The sequence below is a fragment of the Rhodococcus kronopolitis genome (assembly GCF_042654025.1).
In the GTDB taxonomy this organism is placed as follows: domain Bacteria; phylum Actinomycetota; class Actinomycetes; order Mycobacteriales; family Mycobacteriaceae; genus Rhodococcus_G; species Rhodococcus_G kronopolitis.
In genome coordinates this window covers 301,587-320,287 of record NZ_JBHSFO010000009.1, presented here as the reverse complement: position 1 = coordinate 320,287, position 18,701 = coordinate 301,587, and the positions used below count along the sequence as shown (strand labels likewise).

Genomic DNA, 18,701 nt, shown 5'->3' with positions numbered 1-18,701 from the left:
GGAGTCGGCGTTGCCAGTGGGGCTGGTGCCAGGCGGATCCGGCGAGTCCGTTCGTCCGGCGCGCAGTGAACATGATCGAACTCTTCGGAGGATGGTCGTCAAATGTTGGCAGCAGCAACGATCAACAGCGGAGACACCGCGTGGGTCCTGCTCTGCGCGGCACTGGTCCTGTTCATGGTCCCCGGCCTGGCCTTCTTCTACGCGGGCCTCGTCCGCGGCAGCAACGCCCTGGTGATGCTGCAGCAGAACCTGCTCCCGCTCGGGCTGGTGACCGTCACCTGGGTCGTGATCGGCTACAGCATCGCCTTCAGCAACGACCTCGGTGGCGGCTTCATGGGCGACCTGACGCTGTTCGGGCTGCGGAACCTCGACAGCGCGCCGGATCCAGCCCTGCACGTGGTGGTGTCGGGAGTCGCGATCCCGACGCTCGCCTTCGTGGCGTACCAGATGATGTTCGCCGTCATCACCCCCGCGCTGATCACCGGCGCCACCGCGAATCGGCTCAAGCCGCTGGGCTGGGCGGTGCTGCTGGTGCTGTGGTCGATCGTCGTCTACCCGCCGATCGCACACTGGCTGTTCAACCCGTCGGGATGGCTCGCGCAGCGCGGCGCCCAGGACTGGGCCGGCGGGATGGTGGTGCACACGTCCGCGGGGGCGGCCGCGCTGGCGATCCTGCTGGTGGTCGGCAAACGGCCGGGCTGGCCGAGGACGGAGACCGTTCCGCACTCGCTGCCGCTGGCACTGGTCGGCGGCGGCATCCTGTGGTTCGGCTGGTTCGGGTTCAACGCCGGAGACGGTCTGCAGGCCAACGGTGTTGCCGCGCAGGCACTGATCAACACGCACGTCGCCGCGGCCGCGGGCATGTGCGTGTGGCTGTTGATCGAGCGGCTGACCGAGCAGCACTCCACCGCGATCGGGGGCATCACCGGGGCCGTCGCGGGACTGGCGACCGTCACCCCCTGTGCCGGCTACGTGAGTACCTTCTCGGCGCTGGCCATCGGTGCGCTTGCCGGTCTGGTGTGTCACTGGGCGCTGGGGCTCAAGACGTTGTTCCACTTCGACGACGCCCTCGACGTGATCGCCGTCCACTTCGTCGGCGGTGCGCTGGGCTCGCTCCTGGTCGGGTTCTTCGGTGAGCAGGCCGTCAACTCGATCGGCCACGACGGGCTGCTGTTCGGTGGGGGACTGACCCTGCTCGGCGAGCAGTGCCTGGCCCTGGTCTCGGTGATCGCCTTCTCGTTCTCGTTGACCTGGTTGATCGCGATGGGGATCGAGAAGACCGTCGGCCTGCGGCTGGCGCCCGAGGACCAGGTAGACCTCGACCGGAAGCAGCAGGGCATGGACGCGTACCACCTCAGTCCGGCCTTCGTGGTGGGCGGCGAATCGGCTCGGGTGGTGGCCGCGGCCCCGTCGCGGGGCGACCTCGCGACGGACTCCGCCGCGGTGGGGCACCGGCTCGTCACGGTCATCCTGGAGACCGTCGACCCGGGCCGGCTGCGGGAGGCGCTGCTGGCCGCCGGGGCGGTCTCGATCGTGGTGTCCGAGGCGCACGCGTCCGACGACGACACCGGGTCGCTGCAGTTCCGCGGGCAGCGTCGCGATGTCGCGTTCTCGGAACGGCTGCGGGTCGAGGTGCTGGTTCCGGCGGACCGGGTCGATGCCGCGATCGCCGCGTTCAACCAGTTCTCGTCCGGCCACCGGGTCGGGTACCTGCTGCAGACCGTGCAGCCGCTGGGTGCGGCGCCGCCGCCGGCCGCGTGAGCGTTCGCAGTCACGAAAAGGACACGAGTGAAAGGAGATCGGAATGCACCTGACGCCACGCGAACTCGACAAACTGACGATTCTCATGCTTGCCGAGGTGGCCCTGAAGCGAAAGGCCAAGGGGCTCAAACTCAATCATCCCGAGTCCGTGGCGGTGATTTCCGCTGCCGCGCTGGAGGGTGCTCGCGAGGGCAAGACCCTGGAACAGGTGATGGCCGATGCCTCACACACGCTGACCGTGGACGACGTCATGGAGGGTGTGGCCGACATGATCCCGAGGGTGCAGGTCGAGGCGGTGTTCACCGACGGGAGCCGTCTGGTGACCGTGCACTCACCGATCCAGTAGCGCGACCGACGAAGGGAAGCGACGTCATGGCGAAGTCCGGCAAGTCCGCCGACAAGTCCACGAGCGACACAGCAAACGTTCCGGTCGGCGGCTACGTCCTGCTCGACGAGGAGATCGAGATCAACGGAGGCCGCCCGAGACAGACGATCACGGTTCGCAACACCGGGGATCGTCCGATCCAGGTGGGATCGCACTTCCATTTCATGGAGGCCAATCGGGCCCTGGCCTTCGACAGGGAAGCAGCTTTCGGCTGGCGGCTCGACATTCCGGCCGGAACCGCGGTGCGATTCGAGCCGGGTGACGAGCGCGAGGTCACGCTGGTGCCGTTCGGAGGCAAGCAGCGCATCCACGGCTTCAACGGTCTGGTGGGCGGCTGGGGCCCGACGCATGCGGCGTACCGGCCGCGGTTTGCGGTCGCGGTGGCGAAGGCGAAGGAAGACGGCTTCACGTTCGAATGATCGATGCACCGTTCGAGTGAGGAAGAGGCATACGCACATGACCAAGATCTCGCGGCAGGAATACTCCGGGCTCTTCGGTGCCACTACGGGTGACAAGATCCGCCTCGGCAACACCGATCTCCTCATCGAGGTCGAGAAGGATCTTCGGGTGATCGGCGACGAGTCGATCTACGGCGGCGGCAAGACCCTGCGCGACGGCATGGGACAGGACCCCACCTCGTGCAGCATCGACGGGGCCCTCGACCTGGTGATCACCAACGTGGTGGTCGTCGATGCGCTGCTCGGTGTGGTCAAGGCCGACGTCGGCATCAAGGACGGCAAGATCGTCGGCGTCGGGAAGGCAGGCCACTCCGGGACCATGGAGGGCGTCACCCCGGGCCTGACTGCTGGCCCGGCCACCGACGCCATCTCCGGTGAGCAGCTGATCCTCACCGCCGCGGGCATCGACCCGCACGTGCACCTGATCGCCCCCCAACAGGCGTACCACGCCCTCAGCAACGGCGTCACGACGTTGGTCGGCGGCGGCATCGGTCCCTCCGACGGCACCAACGGCACCACCATCACCTCCGGTGTCTGGAACATGGAGATGATGCTCAGGGCCAACGAGGGTCTGCCGGTCAACACCCTGATGTGCGGAAAGGGGAACTCGTCCGTCCACAACTCGTTGGCGGAGCAGATCCGTGCCGGGGCCGCGGGAATGAAGGTGCACGAGGACTGGGGTTCGACGCCCGCCGCGATCCGCATGGCGCTCGAGGTGGCCGACGAGTTCGACGTCCAGGTGGCCATTCACACCGACACCCTGAACGAGGCGGGCTACGTCGAGGACACCATCGCCGCCTTCGAGGGCCGCACCATCCACACCTATCACAGCGAGGGTGCGGGCGGCGGGCACGCTCCCGACATCCTGAAGGTCACCGGTGAGGACAACGTGCTGCCGTCCTCGACCAACCCGACGCTGCCGTACGGCATCAACACCCAGGCCGAGCTCTTCGACATGATCATGGTGTGCCACAACCTGAATCCGAAGGTGCCCTCGGACGTCTCGTTCGCCGAGAGTCGGGTGCGCACGGAGACGATCGGCGCCGAGAACGTGCTCCAGGACATGGGTGTGATCTCGATGATCTCGAGCGACTCCCAGGCGATGGGACGGGTCGGTGAGAACTGGCTCCGGTGCATCCAGACCGCGGACTGCATGAAGAAGGCGCGTGGAAAGCTGCCGGAGGACGCGCCGGGCAACGACAACTTCCGAGTGCTGCGCTACGTGGCCAAGGTGACCATCAACCCGGCCCTGACCTGGGGTATCTCCAAGTCTCTCGGGTCCGTTGCGCCGGGCAAGATGGCTGACCTGGTGCTCTGGGAGCCGGCCTTCTTCGGCGCCAAGCCCAAGATGGTGATCAAGGGCGGCGCGATCCACTGGCACGCCATGGGCGACCCCAACGCCTCGCTCCCGACGCCGCAGCCGGTGATCTACCGGCCGATGTTCGGGGCGTTCGGCAAGGCGCTGCAGCAGACCTCGGTGTCCTTCGTCTCCCGCGCCGCCGCCGACGCCGGGATCAAGGATCGTCTCGGGCTCGACCGTGAAGTGGTCGCCGTCGAAGGCACGCGGACCATCACCAAGCGGGACCTGGTGCGCAACAGCGTCACTCCGAAGATCGAGGTGGACCCGGAGACCTTCGCGGTCACCGCGGACGGCGTGCACGCGTACGTCGAACCGGCCGAAACCGTCAGCATGAATCAAACCCACTTCTTCAGTTAGGGGACACCCGTGTCGGAGAGGCTCACGCCAGCGCAGGGACAGCTCATGCGGGTCAACACCGTTCTCGGCAACCTGGAGGACCCCGGGTGGGCCTCCCGTCAGGCGAACGCGAAGGTCGACTACCTCGTCCTCGACCAGTGGGAGGCGCAGAAGAGCCGGATTCGCCGCACCACCGAGGACGGGGTGGAGGTCGCGCTCTCTCTCGACCGGGGGGTGCAGTTGCGCGACGGCGACGTCCTGGCCTGGGACGAGGACGCGGGCACGCTGGTGGCGGCCCGGATCAACCTCAAGGACGTGATGGAGATCGAACTCGCGGGCCTGCTCGGGTCCGCGCCCGAGACCGTGATCGCGACCTGCCTCGAACTCGGCCACGCCGTGGGCAATCAGCACTGGCCGGCCGTGGTGAAGGGCACCCGGGTCTACGTCCCGCTCACCGTCGACAAGGCGGTGATGGGATCGGTGATGAAGACCCACGCCTTCGAGGGGATCGAGTACGGCTTCCGGCCCGGCGCGGAAGTGATCCCGTACCTGGCCCCGCACGAGGCGCGGCGGTTGTTCGGCGCGGCCGCGCGGGAGGGCGAGGGGCACACCCATGCCGTCCCGCAGGGCTGAGCAGATGCCACCCCTCGGGGCTGAGGCTGCCGCAGCCGACATCACCCGCGCGATGCGGGTGATCCAGTTCGCCGACTCGATGTTCCCGGTCGGTTCGTTCTCCTTCTCCAACGGCCTCGAGTCCGCCGTCTCGGAGTCGGTGGTGACCGATGCCGCCACGCTCCGCGAGTTCGTGCTCACCGTCACCCGCCAGGCCGCCACCTGCGACGGCGTCGCCGTCCTGGAGGCACACCGCGGTGCGGTCGGCGGGGACTTCGTCCGGGTGTTGTCCGCGGACCACGCGGTGCTCTGCCGCAAGCTCAACGAGGAAGCCCGCACGATGTCGACGAGGATGGGCAAGAAGCTCGCCGAGCTCGGCGTCCGGCTGGGTCACGGCGTGGTGCTGGGCAAGTGGCTGGCGGCGGTTCAGGCGGGGGAGACGCCGGGAACCTACCCGGTGGGCATGGGAATTGCCTTCGCGGAGATGGGTTCTCCGGAACAGGACGCCTTCGCCGCGCACCAGTACGGCGCCGCGATGACAGTCCTCGGCGCCGCGCTGCGGCTGCTCCGGGTGGACCACGTCGCCACCCAGGAGATCCTCTTCGAGGTCAACGAGAATGCCGCCCGCGAGTACGCGGCGGTGGCGGATCGCGGGCTCGCCGACATGGCCACCTTTGCGCCGATGGCCGACATCCTGGCCGCGGTGCACGTGCGTTCACACGTCCGAATGTTCATGACCTAGTGCCGGATGCTCATGACCGAAGAGGGAGAACGATGAAGAAGACAACTCGCATCGGGATCGGTGGTCCCGTGGGCTCGGGCAAGACGGCGCTCATCGAGGCGATCACGCCGGAGTTCGTCAGCCGGGGCACCAGCGTCCTGGTGGTCACCAACGACGTGGTCACCACCGAGGACGCCAAGCACGTGCGCCGGGCCCTCAAGGGCGTCCTCATCGAGGAGCGGATCGTGGGCGTGGAGACCGGTGCCTGCCCGCACACTGCGGTCCGCGAGGACCCGAGCATGAACCTCGCCGCGGTCGAGGACATGGAGCGGATGTTTCCGGGCACGGACGTGGTGTTCATCGAGAGCGGCGGCGACAACCTCACCCTCACCTTCAGCCCGGCTCTGGTGGACTACTTCATCTACGTCATCGACGTCGCCGCCGGCGACAAGATCCCGCGCAAGAACGGCCCCGGCATCTCCCAGTCGGACATCCTGGTCATCAACAAGACCGACCTCGCGCCGTACGTCCACGCGGATCTCGATGTGATGGCGCACGATTCGGCACTGATGCGGGGCGGGAAGCCGTTCATCTTCACCAACTGCATGACCGGTGAGGGCATCGAGGACGTGGTGAACGAGATCGTGCACGGCGTCCTGTTCGACAGTCCCGAGGAGGCCGAGGCGGCCGCGACGTGAATCCGCTCGCGGTCCCGGAGCTGGCGCCCTACCAGGACGAGCCGAGGCAGGCGCCGTCCGGTGGGGTGGGCAAGACCGGGATCCTCGAGATGCGGTTCGAGGACCGGGGTGAGCGGTCGATCCTGGCGCACCTCTACCGGAAGACCCCGCTGCTGGTTCAGCAGGCGCTCTACTGGGACGAGGCGACGCGCGGGATGCCGTGTGTCTTCATGATCTCCACCTCGGGCTGTGTGCTGCAGGGCGACCGGCTCTACGTCGACATCACGATGGCGCCCGGGTCGATGGCGCACGTGACGACGCAGTCGGCGACCAAGGTGCACGAGATGGACGCGAACTTCGCCTCCCAGGTGCAGACACTGGTGCTGGCGGAGAACTCGTACCTGGAGCTGATGCCGGGCACCACGATCCCGCACCGGCACGCCCGGTACTTCGTGCGCACCGACGTCACCGTCGACCCGACCGCGACCCTGCTGTTCTCCGAGGTGGTGATGCCGGGCCGCAAGTACCACCGCGGCGGGGAGCTGTTCGAGTACGACGTGTACTCGGCGCTGGTCAACGCGACACGGCCGGACGGGACGGATCTGTTCACCGAGAAGCTGCTGATCGAACCGGCGCGCTGGCCGGTGCGCCTGGCCGGCGCCATGGGTGGCCACGACGTCTTCGGCAACGTCGTGCTGCTCACCCCGAAGCGGCACGCGGACGCGATCCTCGACCAGGTGACGGCAGGCAGGCGCGAGGGCGAGCAGACGGTGGCCGGCGCGAGCCGGCTGCCGAACGACGCCGGACTGATCTACAAGGTGCTCGGGCCCGAGAGCGCGCCGGTGCACGCGAAGGTGCGCGAGTTCTGGGCGCTGGTACGCCGGACGGTGCGGGGAGAACCCATTCCCGACGTACCGCTGTGGGGTTGAACGGCGATGAGCGCACTGACCGCGCCCTGGGACCGGGCGGCCGAACGCAGCGCGGCGGCGCGGTTCGTCGACACCGTCCTCAAGGGCGCCGGGCAGGTGATGTTCCAGGGGAACCCGCTCACCGGGCTGCTGTTCCTGGTCGGGATCTGCTGGGGCGCGGTCGCCGCGGACACCGCCTCGGTGGCGGTCGGCGCCGTCGTCGGGCTGGTGGTCGCCACGGTGACCGCGCTGCTGCTGAACCCGGACCCGGAGTCCCTGCGTTCCGGGCTGTACGGCTTCAACGGGATCCTGGTCGGTGCCGCGCTGCCCACCTTCCTCGCAGGCGGGGCGGCGTTGTGGGTGTACCTGGTGCTGGGCGCGGCGACGTCGACAGTGGTGTTCATGGCCGTCGCCAACGTCTTCCAGACCTGGCAGGTGCCCGCGCTGACCTTCCCGTTCAACCTGGTGAACTGGCTGCTGCTGCTGGCCGCGTTCCAGTTCCTCCGGCTGGAGACATCGCCCTTGGCGGCCGGCCAGTTCCCGCAGAACATCGGCGCCGCGGCGGCGCACGCCGACCTCACCGCCGGCTACCTGTGGCACACGCTCTTCCGAAACGTGTCCCAGATCTTCCTGATCGACAACACCGTCACCGGGGTGATCTTCGTGCTCGCCCTGCTGGTGGCCTCGCGGTGGGCGGCGCTGTTCGCACTGACCGGGTCGGCGGTCGCTACCGCCACGGTGCTCGCGTTGGGCGCCAACTCGGTCGACGTCGGAAACGGGCTGTACGGGCTGAGCGCGGTGCTCACGGCCATCGCCCTCGGCTCGGTCTTCTACGACCCGTCGTGGCGGGTGCTGGTGTACACGGTCTTCGGGGTGCTGGTGACCGTGATGATCCACGGCGCGCTGGTCTCGGCGTTCGCGCCGATCTCGCTGCCTGCGGGCACCGGGCCCTTCGTCTTCGCGACGTGGCTGTTCCTGCTCCCGAAGAAGCAGTTCGCCCCGGTCCAGCACGGCACCCTCGCCGGCGGGTCCGCGGAGTCGCGGGCGTCCGGGTAGGGCGGTGGCACGCCCATGTCCGTCTTGCGCACCGGACTCCCGCCCGGTCGACGGTGATTGCCCTCACAGCCGGGTCGGTCCCCGGTGATCCACGGACCTACTCGCCGGTAGCAAACCGGGACACGGGCCCGCCTGCCCCGCACGCCCGCTGCCTGCCGGTTTGTTCTACCGGCCGGTAACTTTCCGCCACCCAAGCAGGCGATTGGGCGCAATGAAAGTTTGCAAAGTTAGCAAATGCGGATGAGAAAGTAGCCAAGATTGGCATTAGTAACAGGTAGACGGGTGTTTTCGGTTGTGCCACTCTTTCTAAGTACACCCGAAGGGACTGGCAAGGATGTGAAGCAGTACATCCGTACCGGACCAGCAGATACAAGAGAGTGGAGCCTCGATGTCGACCACCGGCACCCCGAAGACCGCAGCTGAGATCCAGAACGATTGGGACACCAATCCTCGCTGGAAGGGCGTCACCCGCAACTACACCGCCGAGCAGGTCGTCAAGCTGCAGGGCAGCGTTGTCGAGGAGGCCACCCTCGCTCGCCGTGGCTCGGAGATCCTGTGGGACCTCGTGAACAACGAGGACTACATCAACTCCCTCGGTGCCCTCACCGGCAACCAGGCCGTGCAGCAGGTCCGCGCAGGCCTCAAGGCCATCTACCTCTCCGGCTGGCAGGTCGCCGGTGACGCGAACCTCTCGGGTCACACCTACCCGGACCAGAGCCTGTACCCGGCCAACTCGGTCCCGCAGGTCGTCCGTCGCATCAACAACGCGCTGCTGCGCGCCGACGAGATCGCCAAGGTCGAGGGTGACACCTCGGTCGAGAACTGGCTCGCCCCGATCGTCGCGGACGGCGAGGCCGGCTTCGGCGGCGCGCTCAACGTCTACGAGCTGCAGAAGGCCATGATCGCGTCCGGCGTCGCCGGCTCGCACTGGGAGGACCAGCTCGCGTCGGAGAAGAAGTGCGGCCACCTCGGTGGCAAGGTGCTCATCCCCACCCAGCAGCACATCCGCACCCTGACCTCGGCGCGTCTCGCGGCCGACGTCGCGGACGTCCCCACCGTCGTCATCGCGCGCACCGACGCCGAGGCCGCCACCCTGCTCACCTCCGACGTGGACGAGCGTGACCGCCCGTTCCTCGACGGCACCCGCACGGCCGAGGGCTTCTACGGCATCAAGAACGGCATCGAGCCCTGCATCGCTCGCGCCAAGGCCTACGCGCCGTACTCCGACCTCATCTGGATGGAGACCGGCGTGCCGGACCTCGAGGTCGCCAAGAAGTTCTCCGAGGCCGTCCGCAGCGAGTTCCCGGACCAGCTGCTGGCCTACAACTGCTCCCCGTCCTTCAACTGGAAGCAGCACCTGGACGACGCGACCATCGCGAAGTTCCAGAAGGAGCTCGGCGCGATGGGCTTCAAGTTCCAGTTCATCACCCTGGCCGGCTTCCACTCGCTCAACTACGGCATGTTCGACCTGGCGCACGGCTACGCCCGCGAGGGCATGACCGCCTTCGTCGACCTGCAGGAGCGCGAGTTCAAGGCCGCCGAGGAGCGTGGCTTCACCGCCATCAAGCACCAGCGTGAGGTCGGCGCCGGCTACTTCGACAAGATCGCCACCACGGTCGACCCCAACACGTCCACCGCGGCGCTGAAGGGTTCCACCGAAGAGGGCCAGTTCCACTAGGAGCTGAGCCGCCTCTCCTGATTTCGGCGTACTGGATCGGCGGCCCGCGATTTGCGTTGCGGGCCGCCGGTTTCCGAAGTTCGAGGCTTTTGGACGTACCCGGTGAGTTACCCATGTACTCGCCAAATCTGTTGTCACCGAAGCGCAGTCAAGGTTGAGGAGATCCGACGTGACTAGTGAGAAGATTCAGCGCGTCGGCGTGATCGGCGCCGGGATCATGGGTTCCGGTATCGCCGAGGTGTGCGCACGAGCCCACGTCGACGTCCTGGTGTTCGAGCAGACCCGTGAGCTCGCGGCCGCCGGTCGCTCCCGCATCCTGCGCTCGCTCGACCGCGGCGTCAGCAGCGGCAAGATCACCGAACGCGAGCGCGAGCAGGCCGCCTGGCGGCTGCGCTTCACCTCCGATCTCGGGGACTTCGCGGACCGCCAGCTCGTCGTGGAGGCCGTCGTCGAGGACGAGAAGATCAAGAGCGACATCTTCGCCGAGCTCGACTCGATCGTGACCGACCCGGACGCGGTGCTCGCCTCCAACACGTCGTCGATTCCGATCATGAAGCTGGGCATCACGACCAAGCGCCCCGAGCGGGTCATCGGCATGCACTTCTTCAACCCCGTCCCGGTGCTCCCGCTCGTCGAGTTGGTGACCACCCTCAAGACCAGCGCGGCGGTCACCGCCCGCGCCGAGGCCTTCGCAGGCGAGGTCCTGGGCAAGCAGGTCGTCCGGTCGGCCGACCGTTCCGGCTTCGTCGTCAACGCGCTGCTGGTGCCGTACCTGCTCTCCGCGATCCGCATGGTGGAGTCCGGTTTCGCCACCAAGGAAGACATCGACAAGGCGACGGTCCTGGGCCTGGCGCACCCGATGGGTCCACTGGCGCTGACCGACCTGGTGGGTCTCGACACCGTCAAGTCGATCGCCGATTCGATGTACGAGGAGTTCAAGGAGCCGCTCTACTCGGCGCCCCCGCTGCTGCTGCGCATGGTCGAGGCGGGACTGACCGGGAAGAAGTCGGGTGCCGGCTTCTACGAGTACGGCGACAACGGCCGTTCCGGCAAGCAGGCCAGCTAGTCAGGTAGGGATCCGCCGGACATGCCCGCGCGCCCGTGCGCCTCTTCACCGCTGTGACAGTGAAGATGGTGCACGGGCGCGCAGCGCATCTCGGCAGTGACCATGGCCGGCAGTGACAGATCGACGGCAGTGAACATCACGGAGAGGTCGACACGATGAGCAGCAGCGCCGCCACCTACGGCTCCAGCATCCTGGGATACCCGCGGATCGGACCCCGCCGCGAACTCAAGCGCGCACTCGAGGCCTACTGGCACGGACAGGGCACTCAGGCCGAGCTCGTCGCCGTCGGCCGCGAACTGCAGGACGAGACCTGGCGTGAACTCGCCGCCACGGGCCTGTCGCAGGTGCCCGGCAACACCTTCTCCTTCTACGACCACGTGCTCGACAACGCGCTGCTCTTCGGCGCCGTCCCGACCCGGTTCGCGCCGTTGCAGGGCCAGCTGAACGAGCTCGACTTCTACTTCACCATGGCCCGCGGACGCCCGGACTTCCCGCCGCTCGAGCTGGTCCGGTACATCGACACCAACTACTACTACCGTCAGCCCGAGCTGGACCAGGGCACGGAGTTCTCGCTGCACGCCGACGCACTGATGGACGAGTTCGCCCGGGCCAAGGCGAGCGGCATCGAGCTGCGTCCCGTCGTGCTCGGACCGGTCTCGTTGCTGCTGCTCTCGAAGGTCGCCGCCGACGCGGACGAGGGCTTCTCGACCCTCGACCTGCTCGAGCCGCTGCTGGCGCAGTACGCGGCGCTGTTCGAGAAGCTTGCCAAGGCCGGCGCCACCTGCATCCAGCTCGACGAGCCGGCGTTCACCCAGGACCGGACCGCGGACGAGCTGGACGCCCTGCGCCGCGCGTACACCACGCTCTCGCACGCGCCGCTGCGACCGCGACTGCTGGTCACCGGCCCGTACGGCAACCTCGGTGAGGCGTTGCCGATCCTGGCCGCCACCAAGGTCGAGGCGCTGGGCCTGGACCTGGTCTACGGCAAGGTCAGCGCCGACAGACTGGCCGAGATCCCGGGGCTCAAGCGCAAGCGGATCTACGCGGGCGTGGTCAACGGGCGCAACGTCTGGCGCAGCGACAACGTCAGCAAGCTGGCCTACCTGTCGTCCCTGCGGGACGTGATCCCGGACCTGGTCGTCTCCACCTCGTGCTCGCTCATGCACGTCCCGTACGACGTGCTCGCCGAGTGGGACCTCGACGGCGACGTCGCGGACCGGCTGGCCTTCGCCAAGCAGAAGGTCGGCGAGGTGGTCTCGCTGGCCAAGGCGCTCAGCGAGGGGCCGTCGGAGCGCTGGCGCAAGAAGCCGACGTCGGTGCACTTCAAGCAGAAGCACGAGGTGCGCCAGCGGGTCAACAACATCAAGGAGGCCGACCGGGTCCGCGCGCCCTACGAGGAGCGTCGGGTCGCCCAGCAGCAGAAGCTGAACCTGCCGAAGGTGCCCGCGACCACGCTCGGTTCGTTCCCGCAGTCCGACGCGGCCCGCAGCGCGCGGTACGAACTCGTCGAGGGCCGGCTCGACCGGGACGAGTACGTCAAGCGCATCCAGGACGAGATCGAGCGGACCATCCGCCTGCAGGAGGACATCGGCCTCGACGTCCTGGTGCACGGTGAGCACGAGCGCAACGACATGATCCAGTACTTCGCTGAGCTGATGGACGGGTTCGCGTTCACGCACAACGGCTGGGTGCAGGCCTACGGCAGCCGCTGCGTGCGTCCGCCGGTGCTCTACGGGGACGTCCTGCGCCGCGGCCCGATGACCGTGGAGTGGATCAGCTACGCGCAGTCGCTGACGGACCGGCCGGTCAAGGGCATGCTCACCGGCCCGATCACCATGCTGGCCCGCTCCTTCGTCCGGCAGGACCAGCCGCTGCACGAGACGGCCGACCAGCTGGCGCTGGCGATCCGGGACGAGATCGCGGACCTCGAGGCCGCGGGCATCTCGATCATCCAGGTCGACGAGCCGGCGATCCGCGAGCTGCTGCCGCTGCGCGCGGGCGGGCGGACCGAGTACCTGGACTGGGCCGTCGACGCCTTCCGACTGGCGACCGGCGGCGCCAAGCCGGGGACGCAGATCCACACCCACCTGGCCTACACCAGTCAGGCGTCGGTGGTCGACGCCATCGAGCGGATGGACTGCGACGTCACGGCGATCGTGGCGACCCGGTCGATCTCCTGGGTGCTCGAGGCGATCAAGGAGCGCAAGCTCACCCACGGTGTCGGGCCCGGTGTGTACGAGAGCCGCTCCGCGCGGATCCCGGACATCGACGAGCTCGACGAGTTGCTCAGCGAGGCAGCGAAGTCGGTGGAACTGGACCGGCTGTGGGCGAACCCGGACGGTGGCCTCAAGACCCGTCACTACTGGCAGCTCGAGCCCGCGCTGCGCAACATGGTGGCGGCGGCCCGGCGGCTGCGTCGCCGCGGTGAGCAGGCGAACGTCGCGTCGTAGGCGGATGCGCCGACAGGAGGGGCCCGGACCGAGTGATCGGTCCGGGCCCCTCCATCGTCGTACGGGTGCGGTGTGCGTGCCGTTACGAGCCCGAACTACCCGAACTACCCGAACTGCCCGAGGAGCCGGCAGAGCTCGAGTCTCCCTCGCCGGCAGGCAGTTCCGCGCCGGCAGAACCGGGCCGGTTGACCTTGACGGTGACCGGGCCGGTGCCGTCGGCAGTGACGGTGACGAGACGGGCGCCCGGCGCCGAGGTGATCGTGCCGCCGTCGGCTGCGGCCACGTAGCCGTTGGGGTATGACAGGTCGGAGACGTAGATCTCGGTTGGCTTGGTCGAGGCTTTCGGGGTGTACCGGTAGATGAAGTCGCCGTTGTCGGGGTTGTAGGTCATCGCCCTGGGAACACCCGCGGTGGCCTGCGGGTAGGTCCGTACCAGCTGCGGGCCGATCGGCCCGAGGAACGGGTCGGTGCCGCCGTCGGGCCCGAAGATGCTGTTGTAGTGCCAGAACTGCCAGCCGATGAATCGCCGGTCGGCGTGCTCGAGGGTGTTGGCCAGGACGGTCGGGTCGTTGTTGCCGAACTCGGTCACCACGGTCGGGATGTTCACGCGCTCGGTGAACGAGTCGATGTTCCCCCACGTCTTGTCCTGCTGCAGGCCGCACAGGGCGCGAAGTTCCGGCGGGAGACCGAGGTAGATGGCCAGCTCGGCGGGAATGCAGTAGTCGTGCGGCGCGAGGACGATGTCGTCGTCGGTGATGGCCGGCGTCGTCGGCGGGTTGGCGAGGTTCGAGGGCATCGTCTCGTTCCAGGTGACGTTCGGCTCCCAGTACACCGGGACCGTCGGATTCTCGGCGCGCACGGCGTCGGTGAGCTTCTGCATCGCCGCCTGGTACTTCCGATCGAAGTCCGGGCAGCCGTTCGGGAAGCAGGTGAGGAAGGGCGAGCCGGGCCACGGCTCGTTCATCAGCTCGATGCCCTGCACGCCCGGCTTGCCCTCCACCCTGGCGGCCAGCGCGCCGAGCGCCTGACCGAGGTGGTCGAGGACTCCGTGGGTGTTGTTCCAGACCTCGTCCCAGGCACGGTTCATGCTCGGCATGAGGTAGAACAACGGGAATCCGGGGTTGGGTTCGGCGGGGGAGGGCCTGGACTCGAGGGACCACGACGGAAAGCCGTTGCCTCCCCAGGGTTGGCCGAGTCCGTCCTGGTGGTTGTCGAGCAGGACGTGGATGCCCCGGGCCGAGAGCACGTCGACGGTGTCGGCGACCCGGTCCAGGTACGCATGGTCGACCTGGCCTCGCTCGGGCATCAACGCATCGAAGGACACCCCGAGCCGGACGGTGTTGAAGCCGTGCCGGGCGAGCAGGTCCGCGTCCTGCGCGTTGACGTTGAGGCCGTCGCCGGGGTTCATGAACGGCGCAAACTTGTCGACGTTGTTGACCCCGTGCAGGAGCACCGTCCGGCCGAATTCGTCGACCAGCGCGGTGCCCTCGGCGTGGAGCCTGCCGGCGGGCGCGAGGGCAAGGTCCTGGGCGCCTGCGACGAGTGGCGTCGCGGCGATGAGACCGACCAGCACCGCAGCGGCGATTCCTGACGAAAGTAACCTGTGCATCTTTTTCCTCGGGGTTTGTGTCCAGTGAGGACTACTCGGGTGTGTCGGCACGACACGGTGTATCGACGCGGCACGAAGGGCCCGCAGTTCGTCGAAAAGTGCGGGCCCTTCGGTTTGTGGCATGGGGCTTACGAGCCCGAGCTACCCGAGCTGCCCGAGGATCCGGCGGAGAGCAGGCCGTCACCGCCGGGCAGTTCGGCGCCGGGGGACCCGGGCCGGTTGACCTTGACGGTGACCGGGCCGACCCCGTTGGCCTGGACGGTGACCAGGCGGGCGCCCGGCGCCGAGGTGATCGTGCCGCCGTCCACCGTGGCCGCGTAGCCGTCCGGATAGTGCAGGTCGGAGACGTAGATCTCGGTGGGCTTGGTCGAGGCCTTCGGGATGTACCGGTAGACGAAGTCACCGTTGTCGGGGTTGAACTTCATCTTGTCGGGAACCCCCGCGGTGGCCTGCGGGTAGGTGCGTACCAGCTGCGGTCCGATCGCCCCGAGGAACGGGTCGGTTCCGCCCTGCGGGCCGAAGATGCTGCTGTAGTGCCAGTACTGCCAGCCGATGAAGCGTTCGTCGGCGCGCGCGAGGGTGTTGGCCAGCACCGTCGGGTCGCCGTCACCGAACTCGGTCACCACGGTGGGGATGTCGGCGCGCTCGGTGACCGCGTCGATGTTGGCCCAGGTGTTGTTCTGCGTCGTGGTGCACAGGGCCTTGAGCCCCTCCGGCAGGCCGAGGTAGATCGCGAGCTGGCTGGGAATGCAGTAGTCGTGCGGGGCGAAGACGATGTTCGGGTCGTTGATGGCCGGCGTCTTCGGCGGGTTGGCCAGGTTGGAGGGCATCAGCTGGTTCCAGGTGACGTTGGGCTCCCAGTACACCGGGACCGTCGGGTCCGCGGCGCGGACGGCGTCGGTGAGTTTCTGCATCGCCGCCTGGTACTTGCGGTCGAAGTCCGGGCAGCCGCCGGGGAAGCAGGTGAGGAACGGCGTGCCGGGCCACGGCTCGTTCAGCAGCTCGATGCCCATCACGCCCGGCTTGCCCTTCACCTCGGTGGCGAGCGCGGCGAGCGCGTCGCCGAGGTAGTCGAGGGCGCCGTGGGTGTTGTTCCAGACCTCGTCCCAGCCCTTGTTCGCACTGGGCATCAGGTAGTAGAGCGGGAATCCGGGGTTCGGCTCGCCTTCAGCGGGCCTGGCCTCGATCGCCCAGGCGGGGAAGCCGTTGCCGGTCCACGGCGAGGAGAGGCCGTCCTGGTGGTTGTCGAGCAGGACGTGGATGCCCCGGGCGGCGAGCATGTCGACGGTGCCGGCCACTCGGCCGAGGTAGGCGTCGTCGATCCGGCCCCGCTCCGGCATTATCGCGTCGAACGAGACCCCGAGCCGGACGGTGTTGAACCCGTGCCGGGCGAGCAGGTCGGCGTCCTGTGGCGTGACCGTGAGGCCGTCGCCGGCATTGAGGTACGGCGCCTCCTTGTCGACGTTGTTGACGCCGTGCAGCAGGACGGTGCGACCGAACTCGTCGACCAGCGCGCTGCCCTCGGAACGGAGCTTGCTGGCGGGTGTCGGAGCAGGACCCTGGGCGCCGGCGACGATGGGCGCCGCGGAGATGAAGCCGCCGATCACTGCTGCTGCGATTCCTAGCGAAAGTAACCTGCGCATCTGTCTCCTCGGGTTCAGCCGGTGGGGTCGGGCGACGATCGAGTTGGACGTTTGTCTAGTTCGCGACAGCGTAGCGGGAAAATGCTGTGGCGTAAGTCACTCTGACAATGTGTCGTGATCCTGATCACAGCTAATGGTTTGCGTGATTGGGTGGCTCGCCCGGGTGAGGGGTAGGGATGTACGCATGCTTACCGCTTCCGCCTACGCGGCGACCTCGGCCGATGCGCCGCTCCAGAAGACCGCAGTCCGGCGCCGTGACCTCGGTCCGCTCGACGTGCTCATCGAGATCAAGTACGCCGGCATCTGCCATTCCGACATCCACACCGCGCGCAACGAGTGGGGCGGCACGCACTATCCCGTCGTGCCGGGTCACGAGATCGCCGGGATCGTTGCGGCCGTCGGAGGCGAGGTGACCAGGCACGACGTCGGCGACCGCGTCGGTGTCGGCTGCTTCGTGGACTCCTGCGGCACCTGCGAGGCGTGTGTGTCGGGCGACGAGCAGTACTGCGTCGCGCGGGTGGTCCAGACCTACAACTCCCGGACCGCGGACGGGGAGTACACGATGGGCGGCTACTCCTCCCACATCGTTGTCACCGAGGCCTTCGTGCTGTCCGTGCCGGACGGCCTGGCCCTCGACGTCGCGGCGCCGCTGCTGTGCGCGGGAATCACGCTCTACTCGCCGCTGCGCCACTGGGGCGCGGGTCCCGGCAAACGGGTCGCGATCATCGGGATGGGCGGACTCGGGCACGTCGGGGTGAAGATCGCACACGCGCTCGGCGCCGAGGTGACGGTGCTCAGTCAGACGCTGAGCAAGCAGGAGGACGGGCTGAAGTTCGGCGCCAGCCACTACTACGCCACCAGCGACCCCGCGACGTTCAAGGAGCTCCGTTCGCGGTTCGACCTGATCCTGAACACGGTCTCGGTGAACCTCGACATGGACGCCTACATGTCGCTGCTCGCGATCAACGGTGCGCTCGTCGAGCTCGGGTTGCCGGAGCAGCCGATCGAGGTGCGCGGGTTCTCCCTGGCGTCCAACCGCCGCAGCCTCGCGGGCTCGATGGTCGGCGGGATCGCCGAGACCCAGGAGATGCTGGACTTCTGCGCCGAGCACGGCATCGTCGCGGAGATCGAGGTGATCGCCGCGGACGAGATCAACGACGCCTTCGACCGGGTGGTGCGCAGCGACGTCCGCTACCGCTTCGTGATCGACGCGGGGACATTCTGAGCGGCGCCGCCGCGGGGACATTCTGAGCGGAACCGCCACCCGGACCGCCGCCGCGATTCGGGGCGGCCCCCCGCCGTGATTTGGGGCGGCCCCGCCGCCGTGACCCCTTTTGGCGGTGCGGCAGCGGGGCCATACTGAATCGGGTGGGCGAAGGAGTCTGGGATGGCCGGGCAACTCGAAGGTCGCCGGGTGGCGGTGCTCGCCGTCGACGGCGTCGAGCAGGACGAGCTGATGGAACCGCGTCGTGCGGTGGAGTTTGCCGGCGGGACCACGGCGTTGCTGTCCGTGGCGGCGGGCGAGATCCAGGCGTACCGCGCGGACGTGATCACCGCGGACAGGATCCCGGTCGACGCACTCGTCTCCCGGGCCGTCGCGGACGACTACGACGGGTTGATCCTGCCGGGCGGGATGCTGAACGTGGACCGCCTGCGACTCGACGAGCACGCGACGGCGTTCGTGCGGCACTTCGTGCACGTCGGCAAGACCGTCGGCGCGATCGGGCACGCGCCCTGGCTGCTGATCGAGGCGGCCGCGGTGGACGGTCGCACCCTGACGGCCGCGCCGAGCCTGCGCACGGACATCGTCAACGCCGGCGGCGTCCACGTGGACGAGGTCGTGGTGGTGGACCGGAACCTGGTGACCAGCCGGGGTACCGCGGACCTGCACCACTTCTGCGCCGCGCTGGTCGGCAAGCTCACCCAGCACCCGCTACGGGTGGATCGGCTCTGACGTCGCAGGTAGGCCGCGTATGAAGGC

Annotated in this window: 16 protein-coding genes; 14 read left to right on the top strand and 2 right to left on the bottom strand. The window is 68.1% G+C overall.

The genetic code is table 11. The features are described 5' to 3' along the window. The first annotated feature begins 102 nt into the window (after positions 1 to 102). From amt to metE, 12 genes are all read left to right on the top strand, one after another. Positions 103 to 1,761, top strand: coding sequence for an ammonium transporter (amt, locus tag ACFO6S_RS16215; protein ID WP_378418665.1), 1,659 nt, complete (start codon positions 103 to 105; stop codon positions 1,759 to 1,761). 43 nt (positions 1,762 to 1,804) lie between these two features. Continuing rightward, positions 1,805 to 2,107 (top strand): urease subunit gamma, encoded by a 303-nt coding sequence (locus tag ACFO6S_RS16210; protein ID WP_378418663.1) that lies wholly within the window; start codon positions 1,805 to 1,807, stop codon positions 2,105 to 2,107. Between the two features lie 26 nt (positions 2,108 to 2,133). Further along, a complete protein-coding gene (locus tag ACFO6S_RS16205) occupies positions 2,134 to 2,565 on the top strand; it encodes an urease subunit beta (protein WP_378418661.1) in 432 nt (143 codons plus the stop codon). Between the two features lie 37 nt (positions 2,566 to 2,602). Continuing rightward, positions 2,603 to 4,321 (top strand): urease subunit alpha, encoded by a 1,719-nt coding sequence (locus ACFO6S_RS16200; RefSeq protein ID WP_378418659.1) that lies wholly within the window; start codon positions 2,603 to 2,605, stop codon positions 4,319 to 4,321. A 45-nt stretch (positions 4,322 to 4,366) separates the two neighbouring features. Further along, positions 4,367 to 4,933: an urease accessory protein UreE gene (locus ACFO6S_RS16195; protein ID WP_378418658.1), complete on the top strand. Its 567-nt coding sequence runs from the start codon at positions 4,367 to 4,369 to the stop codon at positions 4,931 to 4,933. Positions 4,934 to 4,937: 4 nt separating this feature from the next. Continuing rightward, the gene (locus ACFO6S_RS16190) at positions 4,938 to 5,654 is read left to right on the top strand and encodes an urease accessory protein UreF (RefSeq protein ID WP_378418656.1); all 717 of its coding nucleotides are present in this window, start codon (positions 4,938 to 4,940) and stop codon (positions 5,652 to 5,654) included. Between the two features lie 32 nt (positions 5,655 to 5,686). Continuing rightward, positions 5,687 to 6,331, top strand: a complete 645-nt coding sequence (gene ureG / locus ACFO6S_RS16185) for an urease accessory protein UreG (RefSeq protein ID WP_378418654.1) — start codon at positions 5,687 to 5,689, stop codon at positions 6,329 to 6,331. Then, positions 6,328 to 7,239: an urease accessory protein UreD gene (locus ACFO6S_RS16180; RefSeq protein ID WP_378418652.1), complete on the top strand. Its 912-nt coding sequence runs from the start codon at positions 6,328 to 6,330 to the stop codon at positions 7,237 to 7,239. Before ureG ends, ACFO6S_RS16180 begins: the two co-directional genes overlap by 4 nt. Before the next feature lie 6 nt (positions 7,240 to 7,245). Further along, on the top strand, positions 7,246 to 8,274 hold the full coding sequence (gene yut, locus ACFO6S_RS16175; RefSeq protein ID WP_378418650.1) for an urea transporter: 1,029 nt from the start codon (positions 7,246 to 7,248) through the stop codon (positions 8,272 to 8,274). A gap of 388 nt (positions 8,275 to 8,662) precedes the next feature. After that, entirely contained in the window at positions 8,663 to 9,952 is a 1,290-nt protein-coding gene (gene aceA / locus ACFO6S_RS16170; RefSeq protein ID WP_378418648.1) for an isocitrate lyase, read from the top strand. 169 nt (positions 9,953 to 10,121) lie between these two features. Next, positions 10,122 to 11,018 (top strand): 3-hydroxybutyryl-CoA dehydrogenase, encoded by an 897-nt coding sequence (locus ACFO6S_RS16165; protein ID WP_378418646.1) that lies wholly within the window; start codon positions 10,122 to 10,124, stop codon positions 11,016 to 11,018. Between the two features lie 155 nt (positions 11,019 to 11,173). Further along, the gene (metE, locus tag ACFO6S_RS16160) at positions 11,174 to 13,468 is read left to right on the top strand and encodes a 5-methyltetrahydropteroyltriglutamate--homocysteine S-methyltransferase (protein WP_378418644.1); all 2,295 of its coding nucleotides are present in this window, start codon (positions 11,174 to 11,176) and stop codon (positions 13,466 to 13,468) included. An 82-nt stretch (positions 13,469 to 13,550) separates the two neighbouring features. Here the strand turns inward: metE and ACFO6S_RS16155 are convergent, their stop codons facing one another. Both ACFO6S_RS16155 and ACFO6S_RS16150 read right to left on the bottom strand, forming a co-directional pair. Further along, on the bottom strand, positions 13,551 to 15,077 hold the full coding sequence (locus ACFO6S_RS16155) for an endoglycoceramidase I (RefSeq protein ID WP_378418642.1): 1,527 nt from the start codon (positions 15,075 to 15,077) through the stop codon (positions 13,551 to 13,553). A 128-nt stretch (positions 15,078 to 15,205) separates the two neighbouring features. Further along, on the bottom strand, positions 15,206 to 16,720 hold the full coding sequence (locus tag ACFO6S_RS16150) for an endoglycoceramidase I (protein WP_378418641.1): 1,515 nt from the start codon (positions 16,718 to 16,720) through the stop codon (positions 15,206 to 15,208). A 184-nt stretch (positions 16,721 to 16,904) separates the two neighbouring features. On the opposite strand from ACFO6S_RS16150, the gene ACFO6S_RS16145 reads away from it, so the two are divergent. Next, positions 16,905 to 17,945 carry an NAD(P)-dependent alcohol dehydrogenase gene (locus ACFO6S_RS16145; protein WP_378418640.1) on the top strand — a complete coding sequence of 347 codons (1,041 nt, stop codon included), beginning with the start codon at positions 16,905 to 16,907 and terminating at the stop codon, positions 17,943 to 17,945. Positions 17,946 to 18,107: 162 nt separating this feature from the next. Continuing rightward, positions 18,108 to 18,674: a DJ-1/PfpI family protein gene (locus ACFO6S_RS16140; protein ID WP_378418638.1), complete on the top strand. Its 567-nt coding sequence runs from the start codon at positions 18,108 to 18,110 to the stop codon at positions 18,672 to 18,674. Positions 18,675 to 18,701: the final 27 nt, after the last annotated feature.

What these genes read in the sequence shown, in the direction of transcription:
- amt (WP_378418665.1), top strand. Translation starts at nt 103, where the DNA reads ATGTTGGCAGCAGCAACGATCAACAGCGGAGACACCGCGTGGGTCCTG.
- ACFO6S_RS16140 (WP_378418638.1), top strand. Translation starts at nt 18,108, where the DNA reads ATGGCCGGGCAACTCGAAGGTCGCCGGGTGGCGGTGCTCGCCGTCGAC.
- ACFO6S_RS16145 (WP_378418640.1), top strand. Translation starts at nt 16,905, where the DNA reads ATGCTTACCGCTTCCGCCTACGCGGCGACCTCGGCCGATGCGCCGCTC.
- ACFO6S_RS16150 (WP_378418641.1), bottom strand. Translation starts at nt 16,720, where the DNA reads ATGCGCAGGTTACTTTCGCTAGGAATCGCAGCAGCAGTGATCGGCGGC.
- yut (WP_378418650.1), top strand. Translation starts at nt 7,246, where the DNA reads ATGAGCGCACTGACCGCGCCCTGGGACCGGGCGGCCGAACGCAGCGCG.
- ACFO6S_RS16205 (WP_378418661.1), top strand. Translation starts at nt 2,134, where the DNA reads ATGGCGAAGTCCGGCAAGTCCGCCGACAAGTCCACGAGCGACACAGCA.
- ACFO6S_RS16210 (WP_378418663.1), top strand. Translation starts at nt 1,805, where the DNA reads ATGCACCTGACGCCACGCGAACTCGACAAACTGACGATTCTCATGCTT.
- metE (WP_378418644.1), top strand. Translation starts at nt 11,174, where the DNA reads ATGAGCAGCAGCGCCGCCACCTACGGCTCCAGCATCCTGGGATACCCG.
- ACFO6S_RS16190 (WP_378418656.1), top strand. Translation starts at nt 4,938, where the DNA reads ATGCCACCCCTCGGGGCTGAGGCTGCCGCAGCCGACATCACCCGCGCG.
- ureG (WP_378418654.1), top strand. Translation starts at nt 5,687, where the DNA reads ATGAAGAAGACAACTCGCATCGGGATCGGTGGTCCCGTGGGCTCGGGC.
- ACFO6S_RS16195 (WP_378418658.1), top strand. Translation starts at nt 4,367, where the DNA reads ATGCGGGTCAACACCGTTCTCGGCAACCTGGAGGACCCCGGGTGGGCC.
- aceA (WP_378418648.1), top strand. Translation starts at nt 8,663, where the DNA reads ATGTCGACCACCGGCACCCCGAAGACCGCAGCTGAGATCCAGAACGAT.
- ACFO6S_RS16200 (WP_378418659.1), top strand. Translation starts at nt 2,603, where the DNA reads ATGACCAAGATCTCGCGGCAGGAATACTCCGGGCTCTTCGGTGCCACT.
- ACFO6S_RS16155 (WP_378418642.1), bottom strand. Translation starts at nt 15,077, where the DNA reads ATGCACAGGTTACTTTCGTCAGGAATCGCCGCTGCGGTGCTGGTCGGT.